This is a genomic window from Luteibacter sp. KNZ12-1A (genome assembly GCF_056755675.1).
In genome coordinates this window covers 1-24,768 of record NZ_JBPGXU010000011.1, presented here as the reverse complement: position 1 = coordinate 24,768, position 24,768 = coordinate 1, and the positions used below count along the sequence as shown (strand labels likewise).

At 65.4% G+C, this 24,768-nt stretch carries 14 protein-coding genes; 7 read left to right on the top strand and 7 right to left on the bottom strand.

Annotated features, from left to right (window positions below; all coding sequences use genetic code 11):
* Positions 1-131: 131 nt before the first annotated feature.
* The 3 genes from ACR9ZJ_RS04460 (at position 132) to ACR9ZJ_RS04450 (ending at position 11,532) form a co-directional block, all read left to right on the top strand.
* The gene (locus ACR9ZJ_RS04460) at positions 132-9,896 is read left to right on the top strand and encodes a Tc toxin subunit A-related protein (RefSeq protein WP_481287000.1); all 9,765 of its coding nucleotides are present in this window, start codon (positions 132-134) and stop codon (positions 9,894-9,896) included.
* 212 nt (positions 9,897-10,108) lie between these two features.
* The gene (gene fliK, locus ACR9ZJ_RS04455) at positions 10,109-11,272 is read left to right on the top strand and encodes a flagellar hook-length control protein FliK (RefSeq protein ID WP_481286999.1); all 1,164 of its coding nucleotides are present in this window, start codon (positions 10,109-10,111) and stop codon (positions 11,270-11,272) included.
* Positions 11,269-11,532 (top strand): flagellar biosynthesis protein, encoded by a 264-nt coding sequence (locus ACR9ZJ_RS04450; RefSeq protein WP_481281302.1) that lies wholly within the window; start codon positions 11,269-11,271, stop codon positions 11,530-11,532. The genes fliK and ACR9ZJ_RS04450 overlap by 4 nt, the downstream gene beginning before the upstream one ends.
* Before the next feature lie 177 nt (positions 11,533-11,709).
* On the opposite strand, the gene murD is transcribed toward ACR9ZJ_RS04450, so the two are convergent.
* The 4 genes from murD to ACR9ZJ_RS04430 all read right to left on the bottom strand — a co-directional run bounded on the left by murD (position 11,710) and on the right by ACR9ZJ_RS04430 (position 17,858).
* Positions 11,710-13,062: a UDP-N-acetylmuramoyl-L-alanine--D-glutamate ligase gene (murD, locus tag ACR9ZJ_RS04445; RefSeq protein WP_481286998.1), complete on the bottom strand. Its 1,353-nt coding sequence runs from the start codon at positions 13,060-13,062 to the stop codon at positions 11,710-11,712.
* On the bottom strand, positions 13,049-14,398 hold the full coding sequence (murL, locus tag ACR9ZJ_RS04440) for a UDP-N-acetyl-alpha-D-muramoyl-L-alanyl-L-glutamate epimerase (protein ID WP_481286997.1): 1,350 nt from the start codon (positions 14,396-14,398) through the stop codon (positions 13,049-13,051). Before murL ends, murD begins: the two co-directional genes overlap by 14 nt.
* Entirely contained in the window at positions 14,395-16,956 is a 2,562-nt protein-coding gene (locus ACR9ZJ_RS04435; RefSeq protein ID WP_481287019.1) for a bifunctional aspartate kinase/diaminopimelate decarboxylase, read from the bottom strand. Before ACR9ZJ_RS04435 ends, murL begins: the two co-directional genes overlap by 4 nt.
* Positions 16,957-17,093: 137 nt before the next feature.
* The gene (locus ACR9ZJ_RS04430; RefSeq protein ID WP_481281305.1) at positions 17,094-17,858 is read right to left on the bottom strand and encodes an RNA methyltransferase; all 765 of its coding nucleotides are present in this window, start codon (positions 17,856-17,858) and stop codon (positions 17,094-17,096) included.
* 134 nt (positions 17,859-17,992) lie between these two features.
* Between ACR9ZJ_RS04430 and ACR9ZJ_RS04425 the strand changes: the two genes are divergently transcribed.
* Both ACR9ZJ_RS04425 and ACR9ZJ_RS04420 read left to right on the top strand, forming a co-directional pair.
* The gene (locus ACR9ZJ_RS04425; protein WP_306852055.1) at positions 17,993-18,796 is read left to right on the top strand and encodes an inositol monophosphatase family protein; all 804 of its coding nucleotides are present in this window, start codon (positions 17,993-17,995) and stop codon (positions 18,794-18,796) included.
* Between the two features lie 138 nt (positions 18,797-18,934).
* Positions 18,935-19,978 carry a metallophosphoesterase gene (locus ACR9ZJ_RS04420; protein ID WP_481286996.1) on the top strand — a complete coding sequence of 348 codons (1,044 nt, stop codon included), beginning with the start codon at positions 18,935-18,937 and terminating at the stop codon, positions 19,976-19,978.
* Between the two features lies 1 nt (position 19,979).
* Here ACR9ZJ_RS04420 and hda read toward each other — a convergent pair whose 3' ends face one another.
* Genes hda through ACR9ZJ_RS04405 form a run of 3 tightly spaced genes read right to left on the bottom strand, consistent with a single transcriptional unit; the run spans position 19,980 to position 22,847 of the window.
* Positions 19,980-20,675 (bottom strand): DnaA regulatory inactivator Hda, encoded by a 696-nt coding sequence (gene hda, locus ACR9ZJ_RS04415; protein ID WP_481286995.1) that lies wholly within the window; start codon positions 20,673-20,675, stop codon positions 19,980-19,982.
* The gene (locus ACR9ZJ_RS04410) at positions 20,672-21,835 is read right to left on the bottom strand and encodes an AI-2E family transporter (protein ID WP_481281308.1); all 1,164 of its coding nucleotides are present in this window, start codon (positions 21,833-21,835) and stop codon (positions 20,672-20,674) included. The genes hda and ACR9ZJ_RS04410 overlap by 4 nt, the downstream gene beginning before the upstream one ends.
* Before the next feature lie 25 nt (positions 21,836-21,860).
* On the bottom strand, positions 21,861-22,847 hold the full coding sequence (locus ACR9ZJ_RS04405; protein WP_481286994.1) for a DUF2066 domain-containing protein: 987 nt from the start codon (positions 22,845-22,847) through the stop codon (positions 21,861-21,863).
* A gap of 137 nt (positions 22,848-22,984) precedes the next feature.
* Here ACR9ZJ_RS04405 and purM point away from each other — a divergent pair, with 137 nt between their 5' ends.
* Both purM and purN read left to right on the top strand, forming a co-directional pair.
* Positions 22,985-24,022: a phosphoribosylformylglycinamidine cyclo-ligase gene (purM, locus tag ACR9ZJ_RS04400; protein ID WP_481286993.1), complete on the top strand. Its 1,038-nt coding sequence runs from the start codon at positions 22,985-22,987 to the stop codon at positions 24,020-24,022.
* 8 nt (positions 24,023-24,030) lie between these two features.
* Entirely contained in the window at positions 24,031-24,678 is a 648-nt protein-coding gene (gene purN, locus ACR9ZJ_RS04395) for a phosphoribosylglycinamide formyltransferase (protein ID WP_481281310.1), read from the top strand.
* Positions 24,679-24,768 lie beyond the last annotated feature (90 nt).

Genomic DNA, 24,768 nt, shown 5'->3' with positions numbered 1-24,768 from the left:
TTCTACCTTGAGGCTGGAGGATGCAGCCGCGCCTACAACGAAAGGCCGGATGCCCCTGCGCCTCCAAGGGCGTAGCCTGAACGACAGCATGGAATGCGATGGTCCTCCGGCACAAACAAGGACGTGACGACATGTCAGACCAGACTGTTCCCGGCGCGCTGACGCCCACTTCAGCGAACACTCCCGCGAGCGCCGAGCCGACGCCGGCTCCGGGGCGCCGCGTCGATACTGGCAACGCCGCGAACTACCTGACCCTGTTCACCTGGCCCAGGGCGGTGCAGCCCGGCGCGCTCAACGACAACACGAATCCGCTGGCCTACGTGCACGAGCTTTTCGAGCTGGCGACAAAGATCGAGGCGGGTGCCGATGCCTCCCAGGCACAACCACTCAGTCGCCGCCGTCCCGATATCGGCGACATGCCGATGGACGAGCGGTCGTTGAAGCAGACATTCCCCGCCCTTCGCTTCGCCATCGACGGCCTCGAAGACGCCGTCCGGGGTGGCGACTCCGCGCCGACAACACCCCTTCGCGAATCGATCGCGGCGGCGAAGTTCCCGACTTCCCTGCCCTTTCACTTCGCGTGGGAGCAGGTCAAGGCGGTGCTGCGCCATCGCAAGCTCTTCATCTGGGATATCGTTCGCAAGTCCGATAAGGATTATCCGAACTTCACCTTCGGTCATGCGACGTCCGCGGCTCTACGCGCTGCGATGACGCTGAGCAGCGGATTCGCGCCCGAGTTGCGTGCCCTGCTCACCGCCGACTCATCCAAGGCGATCGAAAGCACGGCACTCCTGTCGGCATCCACCTCCCGCACCCCCTCTGCCACGACCGATGCCGATACCACACCCGCGATAACACGCATGGCGATCGCGGACGGCTTTCGCCGGCGCCTGGGCCTCAGCCGCAAGCAACTGCGCCAGCTGCTCGCGGTCTACCAGCCGGGCAAGGCGACCGCCGACGGTGAGGTCGATCGTCAACCCGCCGTGCTTCGCAGTGCCTACGTATCGACGACCGAGCCGGCGATATCGAGTGCCGGCTTTGGCGCGCGCTTCATCAACGACGGTGGTGAGCCGCTCTATCTTCGCTACGAAGGCGACGACGAATCCAAGCCACTTCGCATCGAAGGCCTGACGGACGGTCACGTCGACCGGATGTTGCGCGTTCTTCGGCTCCACCACGCCACGAAGCTTTCGTTCCCGGACATCGACATGCTCTTGACGAGCGCGATGCTCGCCGAAGGACAGCAGCGGAACCTCCACGTCACCGACGCCACCGTCCGCGCCCTGGGCCTGTTCCAGCACCTGCGCGAGAAGTATGCCGTGACGGCCGCGCAGTTCGCGTCGTTCATCGGCGACATGCCCTCATCGGCCGCGGGACGCGAAAGGCCTTTCTACGACAGCCTCTTCAACCCATCGGGCATCGAACCGCGCGGCGACTCCGAATCGGCATTCACCATCGATGGCACGACGTTCGATCCCGCCGCGGGCAGCGGCAACGACGCCATCGCCGTGCGTCAACTGAGCCAGGCGTTCAAGGCCGATGAAGCGACCGTCCGCTGGGCGCTGGACCGCGTCGTCGAAGCGCAGACGCTTACCGCGCCTGCTCGCAGCCTCGCGGTGGTGTCCGCCTGTTATCGCCTGATCGCGCTTCCACGCCTGCTCGGCCTGAAATCCGCCGAAGCGCCGATTCTCCTGACCACGCTCAATCGTGAAAACCCCGATGTCCTGCGCCAGCTGGCTGGAACGCCGAGCCTGGCCAATGCGTCGCAAACCGGCACGGACGTACTCGACGTGATCGCCCTGGTCATGAATGTCGCCGAATGGGCGAAGCAGCACAAACGCGGGATCGCCACCCTGTGCCTTCCTTTGCTCATTCCCACGCCGACCCAGCCAGCGAAATCCTGGATCGCCGCCACCAACCGCGCCATCGCCGCGCTGGAATCGACCGAAAAGGACAAGTCCACCGACACCGAGATCGTCGCCGTGGCTATCCAGCAGGGTCTCCAGCTGAAAGACCAGGCACTCTCGCTACCCCTGCTCAAATGGACGAATCGATCGCCGGCAAGTGTCGCCACGGCGTTTCGCGCACTGGGCCGGTCCACCCAGGTCACCAGGGCTGCGGATGGCACGAAGGATGTCAAAGCCTGTCTGGCGCCCGACGACCTTCGGCTATGGAGCGATCTCGATCGCTACGCCGCTGTCGCGACACTTTTCGGCCTCAGCGCGGCTGCGGTCACCGCCATGGTCGAGCATCCGGCGTGGTTCAATCTCGCCGGCAGCGCCGGTAGCACCTTGCGCCTGCTCGACTTCACCACGGTGTACCAGGTGAGCCGCTACGCCGACTGGCTGGCCGAGTTGCCAACGGGCAGCGACGAAGACCATGCCATCGACTACCTTCGGCAAGTACACGAGAACCGTCGCCTTACATCGGCGCAAAGCTCGACCCTCTTGTCGCAGTTGACGGGTTGGCCGCGGACTGACATCGAAGCCGTCACCCGTCACATCGAGAGCAAGAACATCGCCGATACGGTCGAGGATATCCGCGACATCGACTTCACGATGCGCCTCAACGATCTGGCGCGATCGAGCGGGCTGTCCATCGATGCGTTGCTCGATGTCAACGGGCTGAAGGTTGCGACGGATTACAACGATTTCGAGAAGGCCGCGGCGGCGCTCCTTGCCGCATGCTCCGAACAGGACGCACTGACCGTCGAAGGGACGCATGGCGAACTATGGCGTGACGCGCTGGCGGCGTGGATGCTCGAACACTGGGTCCCGACCCAGCCCGGCCTTCCGCATGTCACCGACACCGAGGCGCTTTCGGACCACCTGCTTCTGGACGTGATGGTCGGCCGCGAGCCGGTCACATCCCGGGCCGCGTCGACCATGGCGAGCCTGCAGACCTATCTGCACCGCCTGTTCACGGGGCTCGAACCTGGCCATGGCGCCAACGAGACGATGACGCAAACACTGCGCGACACATGGAGCGCTTCGCTGAGCCAGTACGGCCACTGGCGATTGCTGCGGCAACTGAAGAACTACCCGGAGAACCGCATCGATCCGACGCAGCGCCGCCGGAAAACCCAGGCATACCTAGACCTGGAAAACCTGTTGGCCCAGGGCAAGTTCAGCGCCGACGATATCGAGGCGGCGATCCTGGGGTACATGACCGCCGTGGAGACCACGAGCAATATCCAGCCGTTGACGGCGTACCACGACGGTATCGACCCGCTCAAGGATACGTACCACTTCCTCGGCAAATCGAATGTCTCCCCCGCGCAATACTATTGGCGCACCCTGGACATGTCGCTGCGCGATGCGGACGGAGCACCGAGCACGCTGGGTTTCACCGCATGGGAACCCGTGCCCATTCCCCTGACAGGCGTGATCGCCGTCACGCCGTTGCCAGACCCGGCCAGTTCGTACCAGCCTGCCGGTCTTCCCGCCTCGACCCTGGACGCCATGAAGGAAGACCTCCGCGACGGCATCGACGCCATCCGGCCGGTCGTAATCGATCAGCGGCGCTATGTCGTGTGGGCAGAGCGCGACACGACGGCGTTGAACATGGGCAAGGACAACAAGACCAGCCCCTTCTTCATATTCCGCGTCTGCTACTGCTTCCAGCAACTCGACGGCCTCTGGAGCCCACCCAACGTACTCATCACGCTGAATGGATTCGACGGGAAGGGAAAATTCGGCGGCAACGACACCGAGCCGGACGAGATCCCGTCCGTCAATACGACCGGCATGTGTGCCAGAGGCAACGCGTACCTGAAAACCAGGGCGTTCGCACCAGGCCTTGTGGTCATGGTCAACGCCAAGGGACATCGCCGCAAGGATCCCTGGCTTACCGTGGTGCTTTACAAGGCCAACACATGGTGGGATTGGAAGCCGGATACAGACCGGACCCCGGCGCGAAACGACGATTACTTCATCGCATCGCGGGATCTTCTCCTGCTCGAAGAGAAGGAGCTGGACGATGGCGCTGACGGAGCGGTCGAGAAGGCCGTCATCAAGGAATGGAAGACGCTCTTCTCCGACCCCCGCGTCGTTCAGCACCAGTACGTAGGCAAGGCGGTGACCATCGCCGAGCAGAATGCCGCGACGGCTCACTACGCGATCAGCGACGAAGCCGCGGCCAGGCGGCAGGCGACCAAACTGAACCTGACAACGGACAAACTCGGCGTCGGCATGCTCGCGGCGTCGCTTCCTGAGGACAGCGACTTCATCGAGCTTAGCGCTGGATTCGATGGCATATGGCGTTATGCGGAAGGCGAGCGCGAAGGATTGCAGACATCCACAGACAGCACAATTAAATACGAAGGCGAGTTCTCCATCGATGGGAGAAAGATTGTCGACATTACAGCAACTGCGAATCTTCGAACCCGTAGCGATATTGTTTCGATTTCAGTCGAGTACAACTGGAAAACCGCTAACGGCCAGGCCTCCAACGAGCTTCTCGGCATCGTTCAGGAGGGTGGGCAGGATGGATTTGTGCCTCACTTCGTAACGGAGTATGCCTGGATGAAGCTCAGGCTGGAGGAAGCAACGCTGCAGCTGATCGTTTTCCGGTCGGACGAGCTGACACAAACCATCGGGCCGGCGACGCCTGGCAAGACCATACACCTCACTCGGCGGCTATCCAAACCTCCGAAACCCGACGGAGAGCAGGTCTTCACGGGTGTGGCATACAGCGAAGCCGGGACGCCGCAGTACAAGATAATTCTTACGCGCATTCAGACACCGAACGGGCCGAGTGTAACTTCCTCCGTGGAGTGGGTGGACGAGACACTCAGAGCGCAGTGCTCCAAAATAAAACTCATTGACGATTTTAGCTCAACAAGTGTCTGGAACTATATCTCATCAAGTACCTGGGCTTTAGAGGTGGGGGAAACAATAGATCGAATCCCTCCCGCCATGTCCGACTCGCAGGTATTCGCTCTAGAAGTGCTTGAACATCCGAGTCGCAGTCGGCGTACGCTCGTCTTCCTACCGGGTCGTCCATCCGTCGCGCCGCCTGTTCGCACAAATACCATCGGAAGCGTTCGCCTGGTGTTGCGTGGTGGAATGGACAAGAAGGACAGGCGGAAAATAACCCTGTCGGCCGAAGACAACAGTGTCCTCAATCGAATCGGCTTGGACGAGCTCCCCCATTTTGCAACGAATAAGCCAGCGGATTTCGCCACGTTCCGCGAGCGCCTGGCCATCGACCCCTGCCCAGGAGACGACATACTCTATGAGAAGTCGAAACTCATAACTTACTTCAACTTTTTCTTTGAACCCAAAGTCAGTTACACCAAGGTGGATAACTCGAAGAGCGCTGTCGAGAGGCGACGCATGGATTACGAGGCTAAAGTCTTCGACCGAACCGGCATCTCGATCCCCAACGGAGTCGACCTCCGTAAGGTCATCCAGCTCAAGCATGAGCACCCCGACACCTACGCCCGGTTCATGGTCTCGACCATGCTCGAAGACAATATCCTGGCGCAAGCCGTCGTCAGCTTGAACGGCGACGACATGTCGCGCGTTCTCAGCACCCGTTATCCCATCAATCGCGATGTCCTGGACTATGCCTTCGAACTGGATGTGTACGCCGAGGACGATACCGAGATCCTCGGCAAGATCACCCGTGCGTACAAGCTCAAGGACCTGATGGGCCCGGACGATGCCATCCCGAGCACGCGCCTCGTGCAGAACATGCACCAGCTGCATTACCTCGACGCGACCGAGGCCAACGAGAAGGCACGCGCAGACAGGCGAAAACTTCCCGTCAACGCCATTCGTCTCAATACGCTCCTGGGCATGCGTTTCGCGGCCCTTGCCACCGCCTCTTCGCATCGCCTGATCGACTGGGATACGCAGAACCTCGTCGAACCACGCATGGAGCCGGGAGACAGGGCCGACAGGCTCGACTTCCGCAGCGCCAACGGGCTGTATTACTGGGAGATGTTCTTCCACGTACCGATGCTCGTGGCCTGGCAGCTGCGTGGAACACGCCAGTTCCGTGAAGCGTTCCAATGGTGCGCGCGACACCTCTTCGATCCCTATGACAGCCTGGGCGATCTCGAAGTGTTTCGTCCTCCGTTCTGGCGTAGCCGGCCGCTGGCCGACGTACCGCCGGCCCTCGCCGAAGATGCGGATACCCTGACGGAGGATGTGGACGATCTCGCTTACGCGGATCCCGAACGGTATCGCAAGGCCATCTTCATGTTGTTGGTGGAATCCTGGCGACAGCAAGGCGACGACTTCTACCGCCAGCTGACCCGCGACGATGTCAACGAGGCCGCCAACTGCTATCGCAAGGCGCTCCGACTGATCGGCCCCCTGCCCGAACAACTGACCGTGCCATCCCCCGCGCTCCCCGTGCTGGCGAATACGACAGACGGCGATTTTCTCCCGCCGGTGAATGTGGCGTTGACCGACATGCGCGAGCTGCTGAGGAACCGGCTGTTCAACATACGGCACGGGCTGACCATCGACGGCAAGCTCATGAACCTCGGCCTCTACGATGACGCCGACGACTTCGCCGCGCTGGGCAACTGGCGGGCGGGGATGCTTTCGGGCGGTAAACGCGCGCCGCGCATCGATGTTCCCGCGTACCGATTCAAATATGTGCTGCCGGCCGCGAAGGAGGCCGTCGCAAAACTGATCGACATGGGCCGGCAGGTGTTCCACAACTACGAGGAAGAGTACAACGCAGGCCTTGGCGTCCTTCAGCAAGCCAATCTGATAAAGCTCTCCGACTTCACCTTGAGGCTGCAGACCGAAGCACTGGCCGGCGCACGCGCCGGCCGCGAGAAATTGTTGGCCAGCAGGAAGGTGGCGGAACAGCGCCGGCAGTACTACCAGAACCTATGGGACCAGGGCCTCCTGCCCCAGGAAATCGCCGCGGCCGCTCTGGCAGGCGCCGCGCCGGGCACGAAACTGTTGTCCATACCGTTCGACATGACGGGATCGGGCCTGAAAATGGTCCCGAACATATTCGGCCTCGCCGTGGGCGGCCAGGAGCCGGGCTCCATGGCGACCGCCGTGGCCAGGCAGATGGTCCTCGGCGCGGATATCTTGACCTTGGGCAAGGAGGAGTTGCGCTACAACAGCGACATCGAGTACCGGGCGAAGGAGTGGCTGCTCAACATCGAACAGGCAAGCGGCGATATCGAGGTGATCGATCGCGAGCTGGACGAGCAGGAGATCCTGATCCGCGCCGCCTCGATCGCGGTGGACGAAGTCAAGGCACATCAGGAGCTCATGCGCGAAGAGTACGTCTTCATGACGACCGGCTTCGCCATCGGACCGACCTATGTCTGGATGATCGCGCAGCTGTCGGGCATCTATGCGGCCGCCTACGATGCGGTCATGTCGCTCTGCCTTGCGGCTCAGGATGGCTGGCGCTACGAGACCGGTGACTTCCGCAGCCAGTTCATCAAGCCGGGCGCCTGGATGGACAACTGGCGGGGCATGCTGGCCGGCGATGCCCTGCAACGCGACCTCCTGGAGATGGAGGCCGCCTATCTGCGCCGTCGCGAACGCCACATGCATATCCGCAAGACCGTATCGCTCGCCGAGATCAACAAGATGAACGCGGAGGACCTGTGCGCGGAAATCGGGAAGAAGCAAGCCGTCATGTTCGAACTTCCTTCTTCACTGTACGACGCGGACTTTCCGGGTCATTACCTTCGCCAGATCGTCAATGTCTCGGTTTCCTTCAAGCTGTCGTCAATCAGTGAAATGCGAAGCATCGCCGCCACCCTGAAGCAGACGAGCAACACGCTTCTGATCGAGCCATCCGCCGAAGGTGCGGCGTATATCTACGACAACAGCAATCCCGCCCACCCTTCCGTCCTCTTCGATGTCCGGCAGGAACAGAAGGTCGCCTTGTCCACCACGAAGCCGCTCATGAACGTCGAAGGGTACAGTGCCCTCTTCGGCCTCGTGTTCGGTGACGATCGCTACCTGCCGTTCGAAGGAACGGGCGCGATCTCCCGATGGACGCTGTCCTTCCCCGGTGACGGCACGACCCTGGACACGCTGAAGAGCGGGGACAACTGGCTGTTGGAGGACATTGTCGTCACCATCGACTACACCGCCGCCGATGGCGGGGAGGCGCTGGCGGAGCATGTGCGAACCCTCCGCGTAGCGTCGTCACAGGAGGGCGGCCCCGTCCTTTCGGCACCCGGCCCGGGTGGCTCCACCACCACGCCCGCCTCCACCACGCTGGACTTTTCCGCTCCACGCATCATCGCGGACGGCGCCGGCGCATCCGTCGCCATCGCAGCCCATCCCTCGCTGCCGGCGCGCGCGGAGATCGCGATCACGTATACGAATCAAGAGGGGGTCACGGAAACGGCGTCACCACAGAAATGGAATGGCAAGGGACTGGTCGTTCCCATCCCTGCTGCGATCCTGGAGACCAATGCAGGCCGTCGGCTGACCGTCGGTTATACCGTCGATGCGGCGGGAACATCGACGGCATCGGCAACCACGGAAGTCGCCCTCCCCGCCACCGATCAGGCCGACACCCCGTCCTTCCCCACGCCTGTCGTCCCGGAGGTCCGTGCCAACGGCGCGCTCGATCGACGCGACGCGGCCAACGGAGCGACGGTCACGGTGGCGCCGTGGGCCTTCATTCAGAAGGACCAGGCCGTCTGGCTGCGTTGCCTGGGAACGAAGGCCGATGGAACCGTCCATGACCTCGCGCTGCGTCAGCCGCCAGAAGGGATCACCGGCGAGGAGTTCGAGAAGGGACTGAACGTCACCATCCCGCTCACGTACCTCGACGAACTGGGGGACTACGCACAGCTGAGGATCGCATTGAAGGTTTCGCTCGATGGAAGCGGGGTGGAGAGCCGGGCGACGGCCTTCCCGGAACTCATGTTGGATATTCCGCGGTGCACCGAATTGATCGTTACCTCTATGTCGGAGGAATTCGCGACCCGCTATTACACCATCGGTGCGGCGCTGGAGTCCGATTTTGGCTTCGTCGCGACCTCCGCAGATGTTGGGCCGGTTGGACTGGTGTTCGAGATGGGCGCCTGGGAGCTTTACATTCAGACAGTCGACACGTCCGGAAAAGCGGTCCGCGTCTGTCTGGACGCGGGACGCTGGCCATTTCCGAGCGATGGGGGCGGGGGCCGTGTCCGTCGCATCGGAAGCTACAGGAGGGCAAGGGATTCCATTGCCGATGGGTCGGTTAGGCTGGGCGCACGGTGTCTTGCAAGGCAGAACAAGCAACTTGCCCCGGGCCGATACCAGGGGAGCGCCACGCTGCACTTGATCGGCTGGCAAAAACCCGTGGTCAGGGAATCCGTCATCGTCAAGGTGGACGTGACGGTTCCTCCTCCCGCTCCAGCTCCTGCTCCGACCCCTGCCCCTGCCCCTGCTCCTGCTCCAACACCGGCTCCAGCTCCAGCTCCAGCTCCAACACCGGCTCCAACGCCGGCTCCAACGCCAACTCCGGTCCTTGTTCCAACTCCGGCCCCTGCCTCAGCGCAACCGGAAGCCGGAACAACAAGCACCCTTCCTGCACCACAAGTCGTCGTAAAGGACGGTGGAGTCCTCATGACCATTCCGGACAGCGTGTCTATGGCAGCGTCACGCGAATACTACTGGTTCGAATGGACCATGGAGGATGGCGGCGCAACATTGATCAAGACTGACTCGAAATGGCCCGTTCAAAAGGACAACATCTACAATCTCACAAACAACGACTATCTTAGGTCAGACGTCTGGGCGAGCAAGACCAATGGGCTCAAGGACAAGTTTGCCTTCGTCAAGTACTTCTTACGTCTCGACGGAATCACTAAGGAATACGACTCGCTTAAGGAATCCGCTTCGCTACGTGTCCAGTTCACGCTAGCCGAGCAGCCGGAAGCCTCGAAGACCCCACCGTCGAAGTAGGCATGGCACATCGCAGGCGGGTTCGACCCACCATGGCGCCGATAGACCGGGCCGGGTGGGTGCCGGACCCGTTGGCGCCGCGCGGGTTATCCGGACGGCCTTGCCAGGTTCCACTGCCAGTGCGCCTCTAAAGTTTCGCAAGTTCCCGCCGATTTCCTCAGTCAGAGGAGCGTGCCCATTCGGGGCCCGCCAGGCTCGGGAGGACATCCCCCTTGATCATCCAGCCGACCAGTCTCGCTGCCCAGTTATGGGCGGGCGCGGCCGCGGGCACCACGGCCGCCGCGGACAGCTGGCGGGTCGGGACCTTGCTGTTGGCGCGGGTGATGGGCCAGAACGAGCTGGGCAAACTGCTGCTGGAGATCGGCGGGCTGACCGTCGAGGCCGACGCACCAGGCACCGGTACCCAGCTTCCTCCACAGTTCCAGGTGCGCGTGCTGACCCAGGGTGCGCAGCCGCAGCTGGAAGTGATCCCGGGCAACACGGACGAACAGGTCGCGATGCAGGGACTGCGCGAACGCCTGCCTCAGCAGAATGGCTACGCCCCCCTTCTCGGCGTACTGGCCGCCCTCGGACGCAGCCCGACGGCACGGGCGCTCCCTGCCCCGTTACGCGCGGCCCTGGCCACGCTCGAAGCGGCGATCAACAAGCCCGACGACATCAGTTCACCCCTGGGCATGAAGGAAGCCATCGCCAAGAGCGGAACCTTCCTCGAAGCCCATCTCGCCGAACCGAAGCGGGAGACACCGGCGGCGGACGATTTCAAGGCCGCCCTGCTCGCCCTGCGCCGCACGCTGGCCGACATATCGGCGAGCCGACCGGGTTCATCCACCTTGTCGCGACCGCTCAGCGATACACCCCCACCGCTGGCTCAGCGCTCGCTGGTGGCCCAACCGCGTGCCGCCGAGCTCGCGGTGACGGAAGATGACGTCGACGGACTGGTCAACCAGCTACGCAGCGATACGCGCGCGGCGCTTTCGCGCGTCGAAATCGCCCAACTCGAGTCGCAGCCGCATGCCGGCCTGTGGATGATCGAGATCCCCGTCGCAGGCGTCCGTGGCTACGACGTGCTTCAGTTGCGTATCGAGGAAGGCGAGCCCGCTCCCGGCGAACAAGAGGGCCCGTGGACGGTCGGCTTCGCCATCGATCCTCCGTCGCTGGGTGCCGTGCAGGGCGAGATACAGCTACGTACCCCGCGTGTATCGGTACGCCTGTGGGCCCAGCACGCGGAGACCGTCAGCCGTCTCGAAAACGAATTCGTGTCGCTGCGCCGGCTGCTCGAGAAAAGTGGACTCGTGCTCGACCATTTCGCCTGCATGCACGGCCTGCCCGCATCGACCAGCGCCTATAGCGCCGTGTTACTGGAAGCGCGCGCATGAGCCAGCCGCTGCCCTCGCCTCGCCGTAGCGTCACGCTACGCCTCGCGTCGCCGACCAGCAGCGGAACGAGCCAACGCGTGGACGCGGACGCCGTGAAGGCGATGCTGGATCGTGCGCAGGCACTGGGACTGGCGCCGCAACTCGACCCTCAGATAGCCACGTTGCTCGCGGCGGTGCGCCTGCGCGACGATGTGCCGCCGGAGTTGTACGCGGCGCTGGCGGCTGTGGTCGGGACGTTGTTGGCTGCGACGGACGAATAGGTCTTCGCGCGCCGAATCGCCGACAAGGTCGGCTCCCACAGGAGCAGCCTCCGACCTTTGTCCGATATGAGCTTGCCTGGTGGGAACCAACCCTGTCGGCGATACAGCGACCTGATGAGAGCCAATCCTGTCGGCGATACAGCGACCTGGTGGGAGCCGACCTTGTCGGCGATTCCGCTAGCCGACGCCGAGGCCCTGGATGCTGGCCATGCCCGGCTCGAAACCCGCCAACTCCGCGAAGTACCGCCCACGCTCGGTGTAGTCACGAAACTGATCGAAGCTCGGCGCGCCCGGCGAGAGCAAGACGCAGCCTTCTCCACCGAGGGCGGCTCGCGCGGCGGCCACGGCGGCACCGAGGTCGGTGGCGCGGTAGACGTTCGCGATACCGGCCGCCTCCAGCGCGTCCGCGATACGCGGGCCGTTACCGCCCTGGCACACGATCGCTTCCGGCTCGTGCCCGTGCATCGCTTCGACGAAGGGTGTCCAGTCCAGGCCACGATCGTGGCCGCCGACGATCAGTGCCGTGCGTTTCGCCCCCACGCTTTCCAGCGCGGCCAGGCTCGCCAGTGGCGTCGTACTGATGGAGTCGTTGATCCAGGCGAGCCCGTCGCGCACTCCCAGCGGCTGCAGCCGATGCGGCAAGGGCACGAAGGTCGACAGCGCAGGCGCGGCGGCACGTGCGTCGTAACCCAGGATCTCCAGCGCGGCCAGCGCCGCGCAGGCGTTCACCGCGTTGTGCAGCCCGGGAGCGGACACCCGTCGGGCACGAATGACGTCCTCGCCGCCCCGCCGAATCCAGCCGTCCGCCACGTGCCATCCGGCGAGATCACCGAACGTGTGCAATCCCGGATGATCGGCGGCACGCGAAAGCAACGTGGGCTGTGCCGCGTTCACGAGCACCCGTTCGGACGCCGCGAGCAGCTTGAGCTTGTCGTCGACATAGCGCGCACGCGAACCGTGCCAGTCGAGATGTTCCTCGTACAGGCTGGTCACGACGCCGAGGGATACGCCCGTGGCCTCGCCGGTCTGGAAACTCGACAGTTCGATGACCCACAGGTCGGCGCTGGCCTCGTCGAGTTCGAGCAAGGGCAAGCCGATGTTTCCCGCCAACGCGGTACGCACGCCTAGCGAACGCGCCAGGTGGGCGAGCAAGGCGGACGTCGTGCTCTTGCCCTTGGTGCCGGTGACGGCGATGGTGCGCGCGTCGCCATGCGTCGCGAACCACAACGCCGTACCCGAGGTGAAGCGCGTACCGCGTGCCTTGGCCTCCAGCAGTTCCGGCTTGTACGCGGAAATGCCGGGGGACTTGATGACGACATCGAAGGTAGCCAGCGCATCGGCATCGGGTGCGGCATCGTGCACGCGCACAGAGGGAAACGCTGCTTTTGCCGCATCCACCTCGTCCGCGGCGCAATAGAGTTCGACCGCCTGGCCCGGCAGGCGCCGCGCCAGCGCATCCAGCGCCGCGCGTCCTTCCCGGCCGAACCCCCAGACGGCGACCCGCCGGCCTTCGAGATCAGCCCAGCGCATCCAGCGCTCCGAGCAGGCGCCGCGGCACCAGATGCGACGCACCGGGCTTGAGCCAGGGCTCGAGTGCCAGTTCGGAACGATCGAGCTGGGGAAGGATTTCGCGGCGGAAACGCGCGACCAGCGCATCCTCGCGCCATTCCGGCCGTTCGGCCAGGGCGGCCAGCGCGGCGCGCGCCTCGGCGCCCTCGCCAACGCACTCGAACGGCTTATGGTCCTTGTATTCCAGCAACGCATCGAACGCGCCCGCCAACTCTTCGTCGTCGAGCAGATTCCGCCCGAAGATCGACAGCAGTCGCGGCTTGGCCATGAAGGGGGCCAGCGCAAGGAAAACGAAATGGCACTTCGGGCACTGGCCGCACCAGCGATCGGCGGGTTTCGGTCCGAGGATGCGGAAATTGCGGTTGCAACTGGAGAAGACGTTGAAATAGTCGCCACCCAGCCGCGCGAACGCGCTGGTCACGGCCAACTCCGACCAGGGCCGCAGCAGCGAGCAGTAGTCGAGATCGGCGGCGACGTGCGAGTGCAGGTAGTCGTGCAGGGTTTTCTCGAAACCGAAGCCCTTGCTCCACTGGTGGTTCACTTCCTGGCCTTCGTACTCCAGCGTGGCCACCGAGGCGGAACGCTCGTTGGCGAAGACAATGGAGTCGTAGCCATAGAGGACCGCCGCCACCACGAGGATCGCCGAGTTGATCGCGGTGACGGGGATATGCCCGTTCCACGCACCGAGACGATTCAGTTCGAACAGGCCCGGCGCCAGTTCGCGCGAGATGTTGAGCGTGGGCAGGCCCGTGCGCGCGGCGCACTCGGCGATCAGCGGCGAGTTACCCACCCAGGCGGCCGTGGCCTCGGCACCGATGGACTTGACCGCCTCGACCGCCACCACCGAATCCTTGCCACCGCCGATGGGCAGAAGCGAACGCTTCGGCAGGCCGATCGCCGACGCTGCCGCATGACGCTTGCGCTCAAACGGAAAGGCGATGCGCCCGCGAAGGTCGAGGCGGTTGCGGTAGGCGAACTCGGCCAGGCCGTGCAAGTACAGCGCATCGAGCATCGACGCGCCGTCTTCGTCGAGCGCCTCGCCCTCGACGACGATCGTGGCGGGAATGCCCGCCTTGTAGTAGCTGACGCCAGCGACCAGATGGAGCAGGCGCAGCGCCGCCGCGAAAGCCCCCTCGCGTTCCGCCGGCACCGACGGCGCGCCCGGGAAGGTCACGCGCTCGATCAGTTCCGGGCCTTCGTCGAAGGCATAGACCAGTTCGGCCACGCCATCGACGAACGCATGGCGGACGAAGCGAAAACGTTCGCTCTGGCGTGGATCGGCAAGCGTGGCGGTCACGGCAGCAAGACCTCGTCGGCTTCGTCACGCAGGTTGTAGCGGGAGGACATCACGGCGCCATAGGCGCCACCCTGGGCGATGAGGATCACGTCGTCTTCCTTCGACTCGGGCAGGCGGCGGTCGGAACCGAGGATGTCGCCAGATTCGCAGATCGGGCCGACGACCTGGTACATCGTGGTGGCGGGCTCGTCGACACGGGAGAGGTTGGCAATCTCGTGCCAGGCATCGTAGAGCGCCGGGCGGATCAGGCTGTTCATGCCGGTATCGAGGCCGAGGTAACGCACGTTGGCGCCCTTCTCCTTTTCCTGCGTGACCTTGGCCAGCAACACGCCCGCATCGGCCACCAGGTAACGGCCCGGTTCCACCCACAACTGAAACTGCGGATAGGCCTGGTGCACCGAGGTAAGCACGCGGTCGAGCGCCGCCATGTCCAGCGCCGTCTCGCCAGGATGCGACGGCACGCCGAGGCCACCGCCGATATTGAGCACCGAGATCGTGCCGATGCGCTCGGCCAGCGCCGCCAGTTGCGAGTAGACCTCGCCCCAGTGCGCCGCGTCGAGGATGCCCGAGCCCAGGTGCGCGTGAAGGCCGATCACCCTTACGCCCGCCGCATCGGCCAGGCGCAGGAATCGATCCACGTGTTCGATCGGTACGCCGAACTTGCTACCGGTACCGCCGGTCTTCACTTTCTCGTGATGACCGAGGCCACGGCCGAGATCCACCCGCAGCATGATGTCGCGCCCCGCGAACATCTCGCCCCATTGCTCGATGGGATGCAGGGCATCGATGGTGATCGTCGCCCGCGTCTGCAAGGCCGCGATGAAATCGCGACGGGCCGCGAAGTTCGGCGTGAACAGCAGGGGTACGTCGTCCGGCACCGCGGCAGAGACCGCCGCCAGCTCGCCCGGCGAGACGCACTCGAAGGCGAAGCCTTCCTCCGCCAGCACCTTGAGGATGCCCGGATGAGTGTTCGCCTTTACGGCGTAGTGGGCGCGATCCACGGCCTTCAACGACTTCACGCGGCGAGCCTGCGCGCGCACCGTCGGCACGTGGTAGACGTAGCGCGGGGTGCGTTCCTGGGCCAGCCGCATCAAGGCGGCCCGTTCGCCCCGCCACCATGCGGCGCTCGGCAACGCCTGTTCGCCGGCACCGTAGAGCGCCTGCCAGGAGGGACCGAAGACGACGCTGTCGTCCGTACGCAGCGCACCGGCGCCTATCAGCAGTTCGTGCAGGCGAGGCAGCATGTCATCCACCACATCCTCGTCGACGACGAAGGTCAGGTTGAGGTTGTTCGACGACTGCGAGATCAGGTGCACGCGCAACTGGCCGAACTCGGCCAGCACGCCCGACAGCTTGTGCAGCATCGAACGCATGCCGCGGCCGACAAGGGTGATGGCCGCGCAGGGCGCGATCACCTTCACCCTGCAGACGCGGGCCAGATCCGCCGCCAGCGCGGCGATCGCATCCGAATCGAGCAGGTTCTCGGTGGGATCGAGCGATACCGTGACATTGGTTTCCGCCGAACCGATCAGGTCCACCGACAGGCCGTGGCGCTTGAACGCGTCGAACACGTCGGCGAGGAAGCCGACCTGTTGCCACATGCCGACCGATTCCATCGATACCAGGGTGATGCCCTTGCGTGCGCTGATCGCCTTGATGCTCGGCGCGTGCTCGCGCACTTCCGGGCCGATCGACGTGCCTTCCAGCTCGGGCCGGTTGGTGTCCTTGATCAGAAGCGGTACGCGCGGTTCGCGCAGCGGAGAAAGGCAGCGCGGGTGCAAGACCTTGGCACCGGTGGATGCGATTTCCTGCGCCTCTTCGTAGTCGAGCCGCTGCAACAGGCGCGCCCCGGCGACCTGGCGCGGGTTCGCGCTGAACATGCCGGCCACGTCCGTCCATATTTCCACGCGCGACGCCGCCAGCAGCGCACCGAAGTACGCGGCCGAGGTGTCCGATCCGCCGCGTCCGAGCAAGACCGTGCGGCCGGCTTCGTCCTGCGCGATGAACCCCTGCGTGATGAACACGTCGCCGCGTTCCGCGAGCGCCGCGGAAATCGCCGCATCGTGGTGCGGTTCCACCATGGCCGAGAGCAGGCGCGTGCGCTCGTTCTGGTTGGGTAACACCACCGAGCGCAGGCAGTCGCGGGCGTCGACCCAGGTCGTCGCCAGTCCGTTGGCGGAGAGGAAGGCCGCCCCGAGTGCGCTGGACATCAGCTCGCCATGCGCCTGCACGCGAGCCTGCCAGGCCAGTTCGCCCAGGTCCGCGGCGCCGGCCTCGGCGAGCAGCGCCAGGTCGGCAAGCCGCGCGCCCAGCGTTTGCGGCATCGCCAGCGACATCTCGGCGAGCAAGGCATGGTGGCGATCGGCCAGTGCGGCGGCCGCCTCCGAGCGGCGTTTGGGTTCCGTGTGCGTGCAAAGCTGTTTCAGGCCGTCGGTGATGCCGGACAGGGCCGAGACCACGATCAGTACGCGCGCGCCTTCGGCGCGGCGGCTGGCGGCCAGTTCAAGGATATTGCGCCAACGTGCGGCGGTGGCCACGGAGGTGCCGCCGAACTTCATGACGATCCAGGGCGCGTTGAGGGGCAACGGCGCGTTTGCGTTTTCGCTCACGGGACTCTTTGGGCTGGTGGGGGAAGCGTTGGCCGGGCAAACCGGCAAATCCCCCGAAGTGTTGCGCCGCAACGGCAAAAACGCAATCAATCGCCCTTGTGCGCGATCTGGGCCATGCGCTGCGCATCCGCGAGGATGCCATGCAGGATGCGCAGCTCGCGCGGCTCGGGGCGGGCGCGCAGGAAGAGCTTGCGCAGTTTCAGCATGATCGTCGTCGGCGAGCGGCCCTTGTGGAACTCGATGTCGTCGAGCGTCTGGCCCAGGTGGGTGAAGAACCGCTCCATCTGCTCGGCATCCGCCGGCGCCTCGTCGGGGTCGACTCCGGCCACCGGCGCACGCGGTTCCTCCGCCAACAGCGCCGTACGCAGCTCGTAGGCCACCACCTGCACCGCCTGTGACAGGTTCAACGAGCTGAAATCGTCGACGCTCGGAATCCGCACCATGGCGTGGCAACGCGCCAGTTCGTCGTTTTCCAGCCCGGTTCGCTCGTTGCCGAACACCAGCGCCACCTGCTCGCCGCGGCGGGCGGCGGCGATCGCCTGGGCCGCCCCTTCGCGCGGGTCCAGTTCCGGCAGGTTCACGCCACGACGGCGGGCGGACAGGCCGAGGGCGAAGGTGGCACCCGCCAGGCCGTCGACCAGGTCGTCGTGGATCGCGGCATGGTCCAGGACATCGTCCGCCCCGGCCGCCAACGCCGTCGCCTCGGGATCCGGGAAGCGGTGCGGCGCCACCAGGGTCAGCCGGTCGAACCCCATCGTGCGGATCGCGCGCGCGGCCGAGCCGATATTCCCCGCATGGGAGGTGCGGACGAGGACGAAACGAAGGCGGTCGTGGAGATCGGAAAGGGCCATGGGTGGCGGACGATTGGCGGGGAGGACCGGAAAGTCTACAACGGCAATGACTTGGGCGAGGCGCGACAGGGTGGTAAACTCTGCGGCCGATGCGGCCTCGACCGCCTCCCACGTTCTTTTACCAAGCCGATCCCATGCCCAGACCCGCCGTCAATGTCGCGGCGCGCGCCGCGCGCTCCGCAGGAAACATCATCCTGCGCTATATGAATCGCATCGAAGGCCTTGCGGTCGTCGAAAAGCAGCGTATGGACTTCGCCTCCGAGGTCGACCGCCTCGCCGAAGCCGAGATCGTCAAGGAACTCCGCCGTGCCTATCCCACCCATGCCATCCTGGGCGAAGAGTCCGGGCAGATCGGCAAGGGGCCGCTGACCTGGGTCATCGATCCGCTCGACGGCACGCACAACTACCTGCGCGGCATCCCGCATTTCTGCGTCTCGATCGCCCTGGTCGAGAAGGGTGAACCCGTCTATGGCGTGGTCTTCGACCCACTGCGCGACGAGTTGTTCACCGCGAGCAAGGGGGACGGCGCCTACCTCAACGATCGCCGCATCCGCGTCGGCAAGCGCGAAGGCCTTGCCGGTGCGCTGATCGCCACCGGTTATCCCTACCGGGCGCGTAACCACCTGGACGCGCAATTGGCGATGACGGCGGCACTGCTCAAGGACGCCGAAGACATCCGCCGCATGGGTTCGGCCGCGCTCGATCTCGCCTACGTGGCCGCCGGCCGCGTCGATGGTTTCTTCGAGCCCGGGCTCAACGTGTGGGATATCGCCGCGGGCGCCCTGCTCGTGCGCGAGGCCGGTGGCGTCTACGGTGATTTCGCCGGACGCGAAGGCCTGCCGGAGAGCGGCAACATCATCGCCGCCAATCACAAGGTGGCAGCCGCGATGACCGAGGTCATCGGCGCCAACGCCACGCCCCGCCTCCTCGGCGTGTAGTCGGAAGGCCAGCGCCAAGGGATAAACCCTCGCGCTGGCTCCTTCCATGAGCCTACATACGCGCGTGGGCGCTGCCTCCTAATCTGTCGTTGGCGAACCGGATGTTCGCTTCCCCTACGACAGATCAAGGAAAAACCCGTGCCACTCCCCACACGAAACCCCGGCCGCCTTTCGGCCGTGCTCGCGCTCGCCCTCGCTTCGACCTGCCTGGCCCCTGCCGTCACGGCCGAAGTACGCACGATGATCGTCACCTCCGATCCCCAATATCCCTGGACGGCGAAGACGGATGCCCGCATATCCCAGGACGATGCCGAACGCGACGCGGAATCCGAGGCGTTGATCGAAGAGCAGTACCGCAGCATCGTCGCCTACCGCGCGGCCCGCCCGGGGCAGGATATCCCCGTGTTCATCAATGGCGACATCACCGCCTATGGCCATGGAGCGCAGCGCGCCACGATGGAGCGCCTGCTGCGGATCCTCGGTGACAACGTGCATCTGGGGCTCGGCAATCACGACTACGAGAACAACATCCGCAACGACCAGGGCGAAGGCTGCTTCAACAACGGCTGCGCGCGGGACAGCATCACCGACCTCGTTCGCCATGTGACGAAGAAGCGGGGCGTCGTCTCGTTCGACTTCGCGGCCCAACCGGGTGCGTTCAGCACCCGCTACGTGGGCAGCCTCGCCTACGCCGTGCGCGCACCGGGACTGGACCGCGTGCTGCACATGCAACTCAACAACCACCCGACCTACGAGGTTTCGTTCGATACGACCGAGGGCATCGTCCCTGCACGGTACGAGATCGAATCCTCGGTACCATGGCTACACCACCTGCTTGGCGTACACCTGAGCGTGCCGCCCCTCGGTACCCCTTCGGATCGTGCCTATGACTTCGCCATCGTCCACATGCACGATCCCGACAATTTCAACGGCGACTTCGCCCGTACCGTTTCAGGCGTCGACGTGGCGGCCATATTCGCCGGGCATCTGCACCGTTCCCTCGGGTATTACAGGAATATCGGCAGCGTGCCGGTCTACCTCAGCGGCTCCGCTTCGCAGCGCACCTACCTGGTGGTGGAACACGACACCGACGAGGCGGTGCTTCGGGTATACGGCGTGCGCGACAACGACCCGGAGCGCAAGACGCTGATCGATACCGTGCCTACCCGGCGCGCGAGCTGACTCAGTCGTCCTTGAGCAGGTTGCGCAGGAAAGGCACCGTCACTCGCCGTTGCGCGGCGAGTGACGCGCGGTCCAGTGTATCGAGCAGGTCCAGCAAGGTACCCAGGTCGCGCGCATGATGCGCGAACAGCCAGTCCAGCACCACGTCGTCCAGTTCGATGCCACGCGCCGCGGCCTGCTCACGCAGCACGCCGCGGCGTTCCGCGTCGGCCAATGGTTTCAGCACCGCCTGGGTCAACGAGCCCAGCCTCGAACGCAGGTCGGGCAAGGCGATATCCAGCGATACCGGCGCGCCCGCCGCCGAGAACAGCAGCGTGCATCCGTCGGCACGATACCGGTTGAACGTGTCGAACAACGCATGCTCCGCGTCGTCCTCGCCGGCGATGGAATCGATGTCGTCGATCGCCAGCACGTCGCTGCCCGCCATGCCACGAATCGCCACCGCACGCGAGCCCCGCAAACCGGCCAGCGGCAGGTATTGCGCCGTGCGGCCAGCGTCGATCGCCGCCTGGCATGCCGCGATCAGCAAATGGGTACGGCCACTGCCCAGTGGACCGGCCAGGAACACCCATGGCGCGGAGTGATCCACCGCCGCGGCCCGAACGGCTTCCACGGCCACCGCGTTATCGCCTGGATGGAAGTGCTCGAAGCGCTGGCGTCGCGGCCAGCGCAATGCGAGGGGAAGCTGGGCCGTCATGGATGGCCGTCGCCGGGCAATGGGGGCTGGTCGCGCCGCGCATTCACGGTGACGTCGACATCCACGTCGACTTCCACCTGTTCGGTGGACGCGTCCGCGGCGGGTTCCATGTAGAGGTCGCTCTCACGGTACCGCGCGAAGACATAGCGCATCAGCACCACCACGACGGAAGCCGCGGGCAGTGCCAGCAGCACACCGAGGAATCCGAACAGGTGGCCGCCCGCCAGCACGGCGAAGATCACCGCCACCGGATGCAGGCCGATCTTGCCGCCGACCAGGCGCGGCACGAGCACATAGCCTTCGAGCAACTGGCCGATGGTGAACACCACCGCGACGAGGATCACGTGCGTCCAGTCGCCGTATTGCACCAGCGCGGCGATCAGCGCCGCGACGAAGCCGATCATGAAACCCAGGTAGGGGACGAAACTGAGCAGGCCCGCGACCATGCCGATCAGGGGGCCGATGGAAATGCCGACCAGGGTGAGGCCCAGTCCGTAGAACACGCCCAGCGCCAGCATCACCAGCAACTGGCCGCGGACGAAGGCGCCGAGCACCTGGTCCGATTCGCGCGACAGATGGACGACGGTCGGCTCGATCGAGCGCGGCAGCAGGCGCTGGATATGCGCGATCATCGTGTCCCAGTCGCGCAGGAGGTAGAACGCCACGACGGGAATCAGCACGGCATTGGTGATCCAGGTGACCACCCCCATGCCCGACTGGGTGACCTTTGCGACGGCCTTGGCGGCGATGCTCCCCACCGAGCCGATATGCTCGCGGATCGTCGCCAGCAGGCTGTCGGTATCGAACACGTTCGGGTCCAGCCGCAGGCGTGTCTGGATCCACGGCAAGGCCGTGCCGCGCACCCAGTCCACGTAGTGCGGGAGGTTCTCGGCGAGGTTCTCGAACTGGTGCTGGATCAGCGGGATGAGCAGGAGCACCACGCCGACGAAGACCAGCGAGATCACGGTGAACACGATGCTCACCGCCCAGGTGCGGCCCATGCCCAGCCGCTGCAGGCGATCGGCGAGCGGGTCGCCGAGGTAGGCGAGCATGGCCGCGATGGCGAACGGCATCAGCACCGGTGCCAGCAACCAGATCACGAAGATGATGACGGCGGTGATCGCAAGCAGCTGCCAGCGGCGCGAAGTGTCGTGGTTCATGCGAGTCCTGATTCGTCGTAGGAGGTCACGGGACCCAGCGCACGGCGAGGTCGGCGCCATCGTGTGCATCGGCAGCCAGTATGTGGCCACCGGCCGCGTAGGCCGCCACCAGGCGTGCCAACGGCGCGCTGGCGTTCACATTGAGCAGCACCCCGTCGGCCGTGGCACCGACGGGCGCCACCGACTTGACCGAAGGATCGTTCTGGAAGGTCGCCAGCAAACCGGCGTAATCGGCCGCCGAGCGCAGGCCGGTCACCCAGACCTTGCCGCTGGAACTGCCGCCCTGAGTGGCGGCGAACTGCCGGTCGAGCTTGTCGGCCATGGCGTTCGCGCCATTGGCGAGCAGCGCGGCGCGGGCTTCGCCACTGTCTTTCCAGGTGCCGGTGCGTCCGGCGGAAACGAGGGTCCAGTCGGCCTGGTCGTCGCCGATCTTGCCGACCAGGACCATGGCGGTGTTGTACCGGCGGGCCACGGTCGCCACGGCGCCGGGATCGCCCTGGGCGATGGCCGCGGGATCGGGGAGCGAGTCGGCCTTGGGCACGACGATCTGGTAACCGCGGGTATCGGCCATCTGCGCCAACGGCACCAGGTCCTGCTGGCCGAGAAGCTTCCCGCTCGCGTCGCGGGCGATCACCAGGACGGGCGGCTTCGGCGCCGCGACCGACGCGTCGCCCACGGCCAGCACCCGCCGGATGGCGCCGGGATCGAAGACGATATCGAGGCTCAACGGGGCGCCATTGGCACCGCCGGTACGGGCGTACTGGTATTGCTGAACAAGGCCACCGGGCTGCTTCATGGCCTCCGCATAGCCGGGTTTCCCCCGGGGATCGGCCCCGTTGGAAGCACGGGCGAGCACCTGCGTGAGCCCCGTGGCGAAGGCCTGGTCGCGTACGGCGGCGCTGGTATCGGCCACCGGCACCGTCACCGTGTAGATCGACGTCTGCGCCATGGCGGAGTCGGCGCAAGCCACCACGAGGAGCATCCATAAGGCGAGGAAACGGGCTGGGCGCATGGTCGTGGCATCCCTTTGTGAAGGCGGGAAGTCTGCCCAAACCTTGGCATGGCGTCCATCCAGGGCATGTGCAGGGACCGGCCGCGCCGCCGCTTGCTGCTATCATGCGCGGTTTCCAATACGCGCCGGAACCGCTTATGTCCTCCGACCAGGGCTCCCTCACCTACCGCGACGCGGGCGTCGACATCGATGCCGGCAACGCCCTCGTCGAGCGCATCAAGCCGATGGTCAAGCGGACCTTCCGGCCCGAGGTGATGGGCGGGCTCGGTGGCTTCGGCGGGTTGTTCGACCTGTCCGGTCGCTACAAGGAGCCGGTGCTGGTCTCGGGCACGGACGGCGTGGGCACCAAGCTCAAGCTCGCCCAGCAGCTTGGCCGCCATGACACCATCGGCATCGACCTCGTCGGCATGTGCGTCAACGACGTGCTCGTGCAGGGGGCCGAACCGCTTTTCTTCCTCGACTACTTCGCCACCGGCAAGCTCGACGTCGATACGGCCGCCTCGGTCATCGGCGGCATCGCCCGCGGCTGCGAACTGGCGGGATGCGCGCTGATCGGCGGTGAAACGGCCGAGATGCCGGACATGTATCCGCCGGGCGAATACGACCTCGCCGGCTTCACCGTCGGCGCCGTGGAAAAGTCCGCGATGAACGACGGCTCGTCCATCGTCGCGGGCGACGTCGTCCTCGGCGTGGCCTCTTCCGGTCCGCATTCGAACGGCTACTCGCTGATCCGCCGGATCCTCGAGCGCGCCGGTTCGCCGCTGGACACCGAGATCGGCGGCGTGAAACTGGTCGACGCGCTGATGGCGCCCACCACGATCTACGTGAAGCCCATGCTCGACCTGATCGCGAAGGTCGACGTGCACGGCATGGCCCACGTCACCGGTGGCGGGCTGAAGGAGAACATCATCCGCGTGGTGCCCGACGGCCTCGGCCTGTCCATCGACGCCTCCTCCTGGGAGATGCCGCCGGTGTTCCAGTGGCTGCAGCGCGAGGGCAACGTGGCTCCCGAGGAAATGTGGCGCACGTTCAACTGCGGCATCGGCTTCACGGTGCTGCTCGCGCACGATCAGGTAGACGCGGCGAAGGCATTGCTTGCCGGTCACGGCCTGGATACCTGGGTCATCGGTTCGGTCGTCGCCGCATCGGGCGACGAGCGCGTCCACATCGCCTGACACCTCGCGTGGAACGCCGTCTGCGCATCGCCGCGCTCGCCTCCGGGCGCGGCAGCAACCTTGCCGCGCTCATCGCCGCCCGTGACGGCGGCCGGTTGCCGGTGGACTTCACGCTCGTGGGCAGCGACAAGGCCCAGGCCGGCGCGTTGCGGATAGCCGCGGCGGCCGGCATTCCCACCGTCGCGCTGAATCCGAAGGATTACCCCACCCGTGCGGACTTCGACGCGGCGCTGTTCGGCCACGTCGCCCGGAGCGGGGCCGACCTGCTCGTCCTCGCCGGCTACATGCGGATCGTCGACGCGGGCATCGTGGCCGCATGGGAAGGCCGGGCGATCAACGTCCATCCCTCGCTGCTGCCCAAGTACCGCGGCCTGCACACGCATCGGCGCTGCCTCGAGGCGGGCGATGTGGAGCACGGTGCCAGCGTGCACTTCGTCACCGCCGAGCTCGATGGCGGCCCCGTGGTCGCCCAGGCCCGCATTCCCGTGCATCCGGGCGATACCGAGGCCGACCTCGCCGAACGCCTTCTGGTCGAGGAACACCGCTTGTTGCCCGCCGTGGTCGGCGCGATCGCCTCGGGCCGCCTGCGCTGGGATCGCGGCCCGGTGTTCGATGGCGCCCCCCTGGCACAACCGCTGGCCCTGACGGACCTCTGATACCCCCGCCAGGGGCCACCTCTCGGTGGGAGCCGCCTCCTCTGTTTTGTGGGAGCCGACCTTGTCGGCGACTGTCTCTTATACACATCT

What these genes read in the sequence shown, in the direction of transcription:
- ACR9ZJ_RS04460 (WP_481287000.1), top strand. Translation starts at nt 132, where the DNA reads ATGTCAGACCAGACTGTTCCCGGCGCGCTGACGCCCACTTCAGCGAAC.
- ACR9ZJ_RS04450 (WP_481281302.1), top strand. Translation starts at nt 11,269, where the DNA reads ATGAGCCAGCCGCTGCCCTCGCCTCGCCGTAGCGTCACGCTACGCCTC.
- murD (WP_481286998.1), bottom strand. Translation starts at nt 13,062, where the DNA reads ATGCGCTGGGCTGATCTCGAAGGCCGGCGGGTCGCCGTCTGGGGGTTC.
- ACR9ZJ_RS04435 (WP_481287019.1), bottom strand. Translation starts at nt 16,956, where the DNA reads ATGAAGTTCGGCGGCACCTCCGTGGCCACCGCCGCACGTTGGCGCAAT.
- ACR9ZJ_RS04430 (WP_481281305.1), bottom strand. Translation starts at nt 17,858, where the DNA reads ATGGCCCTTTCCGATCTCCACGACCGCCTTCGTTTCGTCCTCGTCCGC.
- ACR9ZJ_RS04425 (WP_306852055.1), top strand. Translation starts at nt 17,993, where the DNA reads ATGCCCAGACCCGCCGTCAATGTCGCGGCGCGCGCCGCGCGCTCCGCA.
- hda (WP_481286995.1), bottom strand. Translation starts at nt 20,675, where the DNA reads ATGACGGCCCAGCTTCCCCTCGCATTGCGCTGGCCGCGACGCCAGCGC.
- ACR9ZJ_RS04410 (WP_481281308.1), bottom strand. Translation starts at nt 21,835, where the DNA reads ATGAACCACGACACTTCGCGCCGCTGGCAGCTGCTTGCGATCACCGCC.
- ACR9ZJ_RS04405 (WP_481286994.1), bottom strand. Translation starts at nt 22,847, where the DNA reads ATGCGCCCAGCCCGTTTCCTCGCCTTATGGATGCTCCTCGTGGTGGCT.
- purM (WP_481286993.1), top strand. Translation starts at nt 22,985, where the DNA reads ATGTCCTCCGACCAGGGCTCCCTCACCTACCGCGACGCGGGCGTCGAC.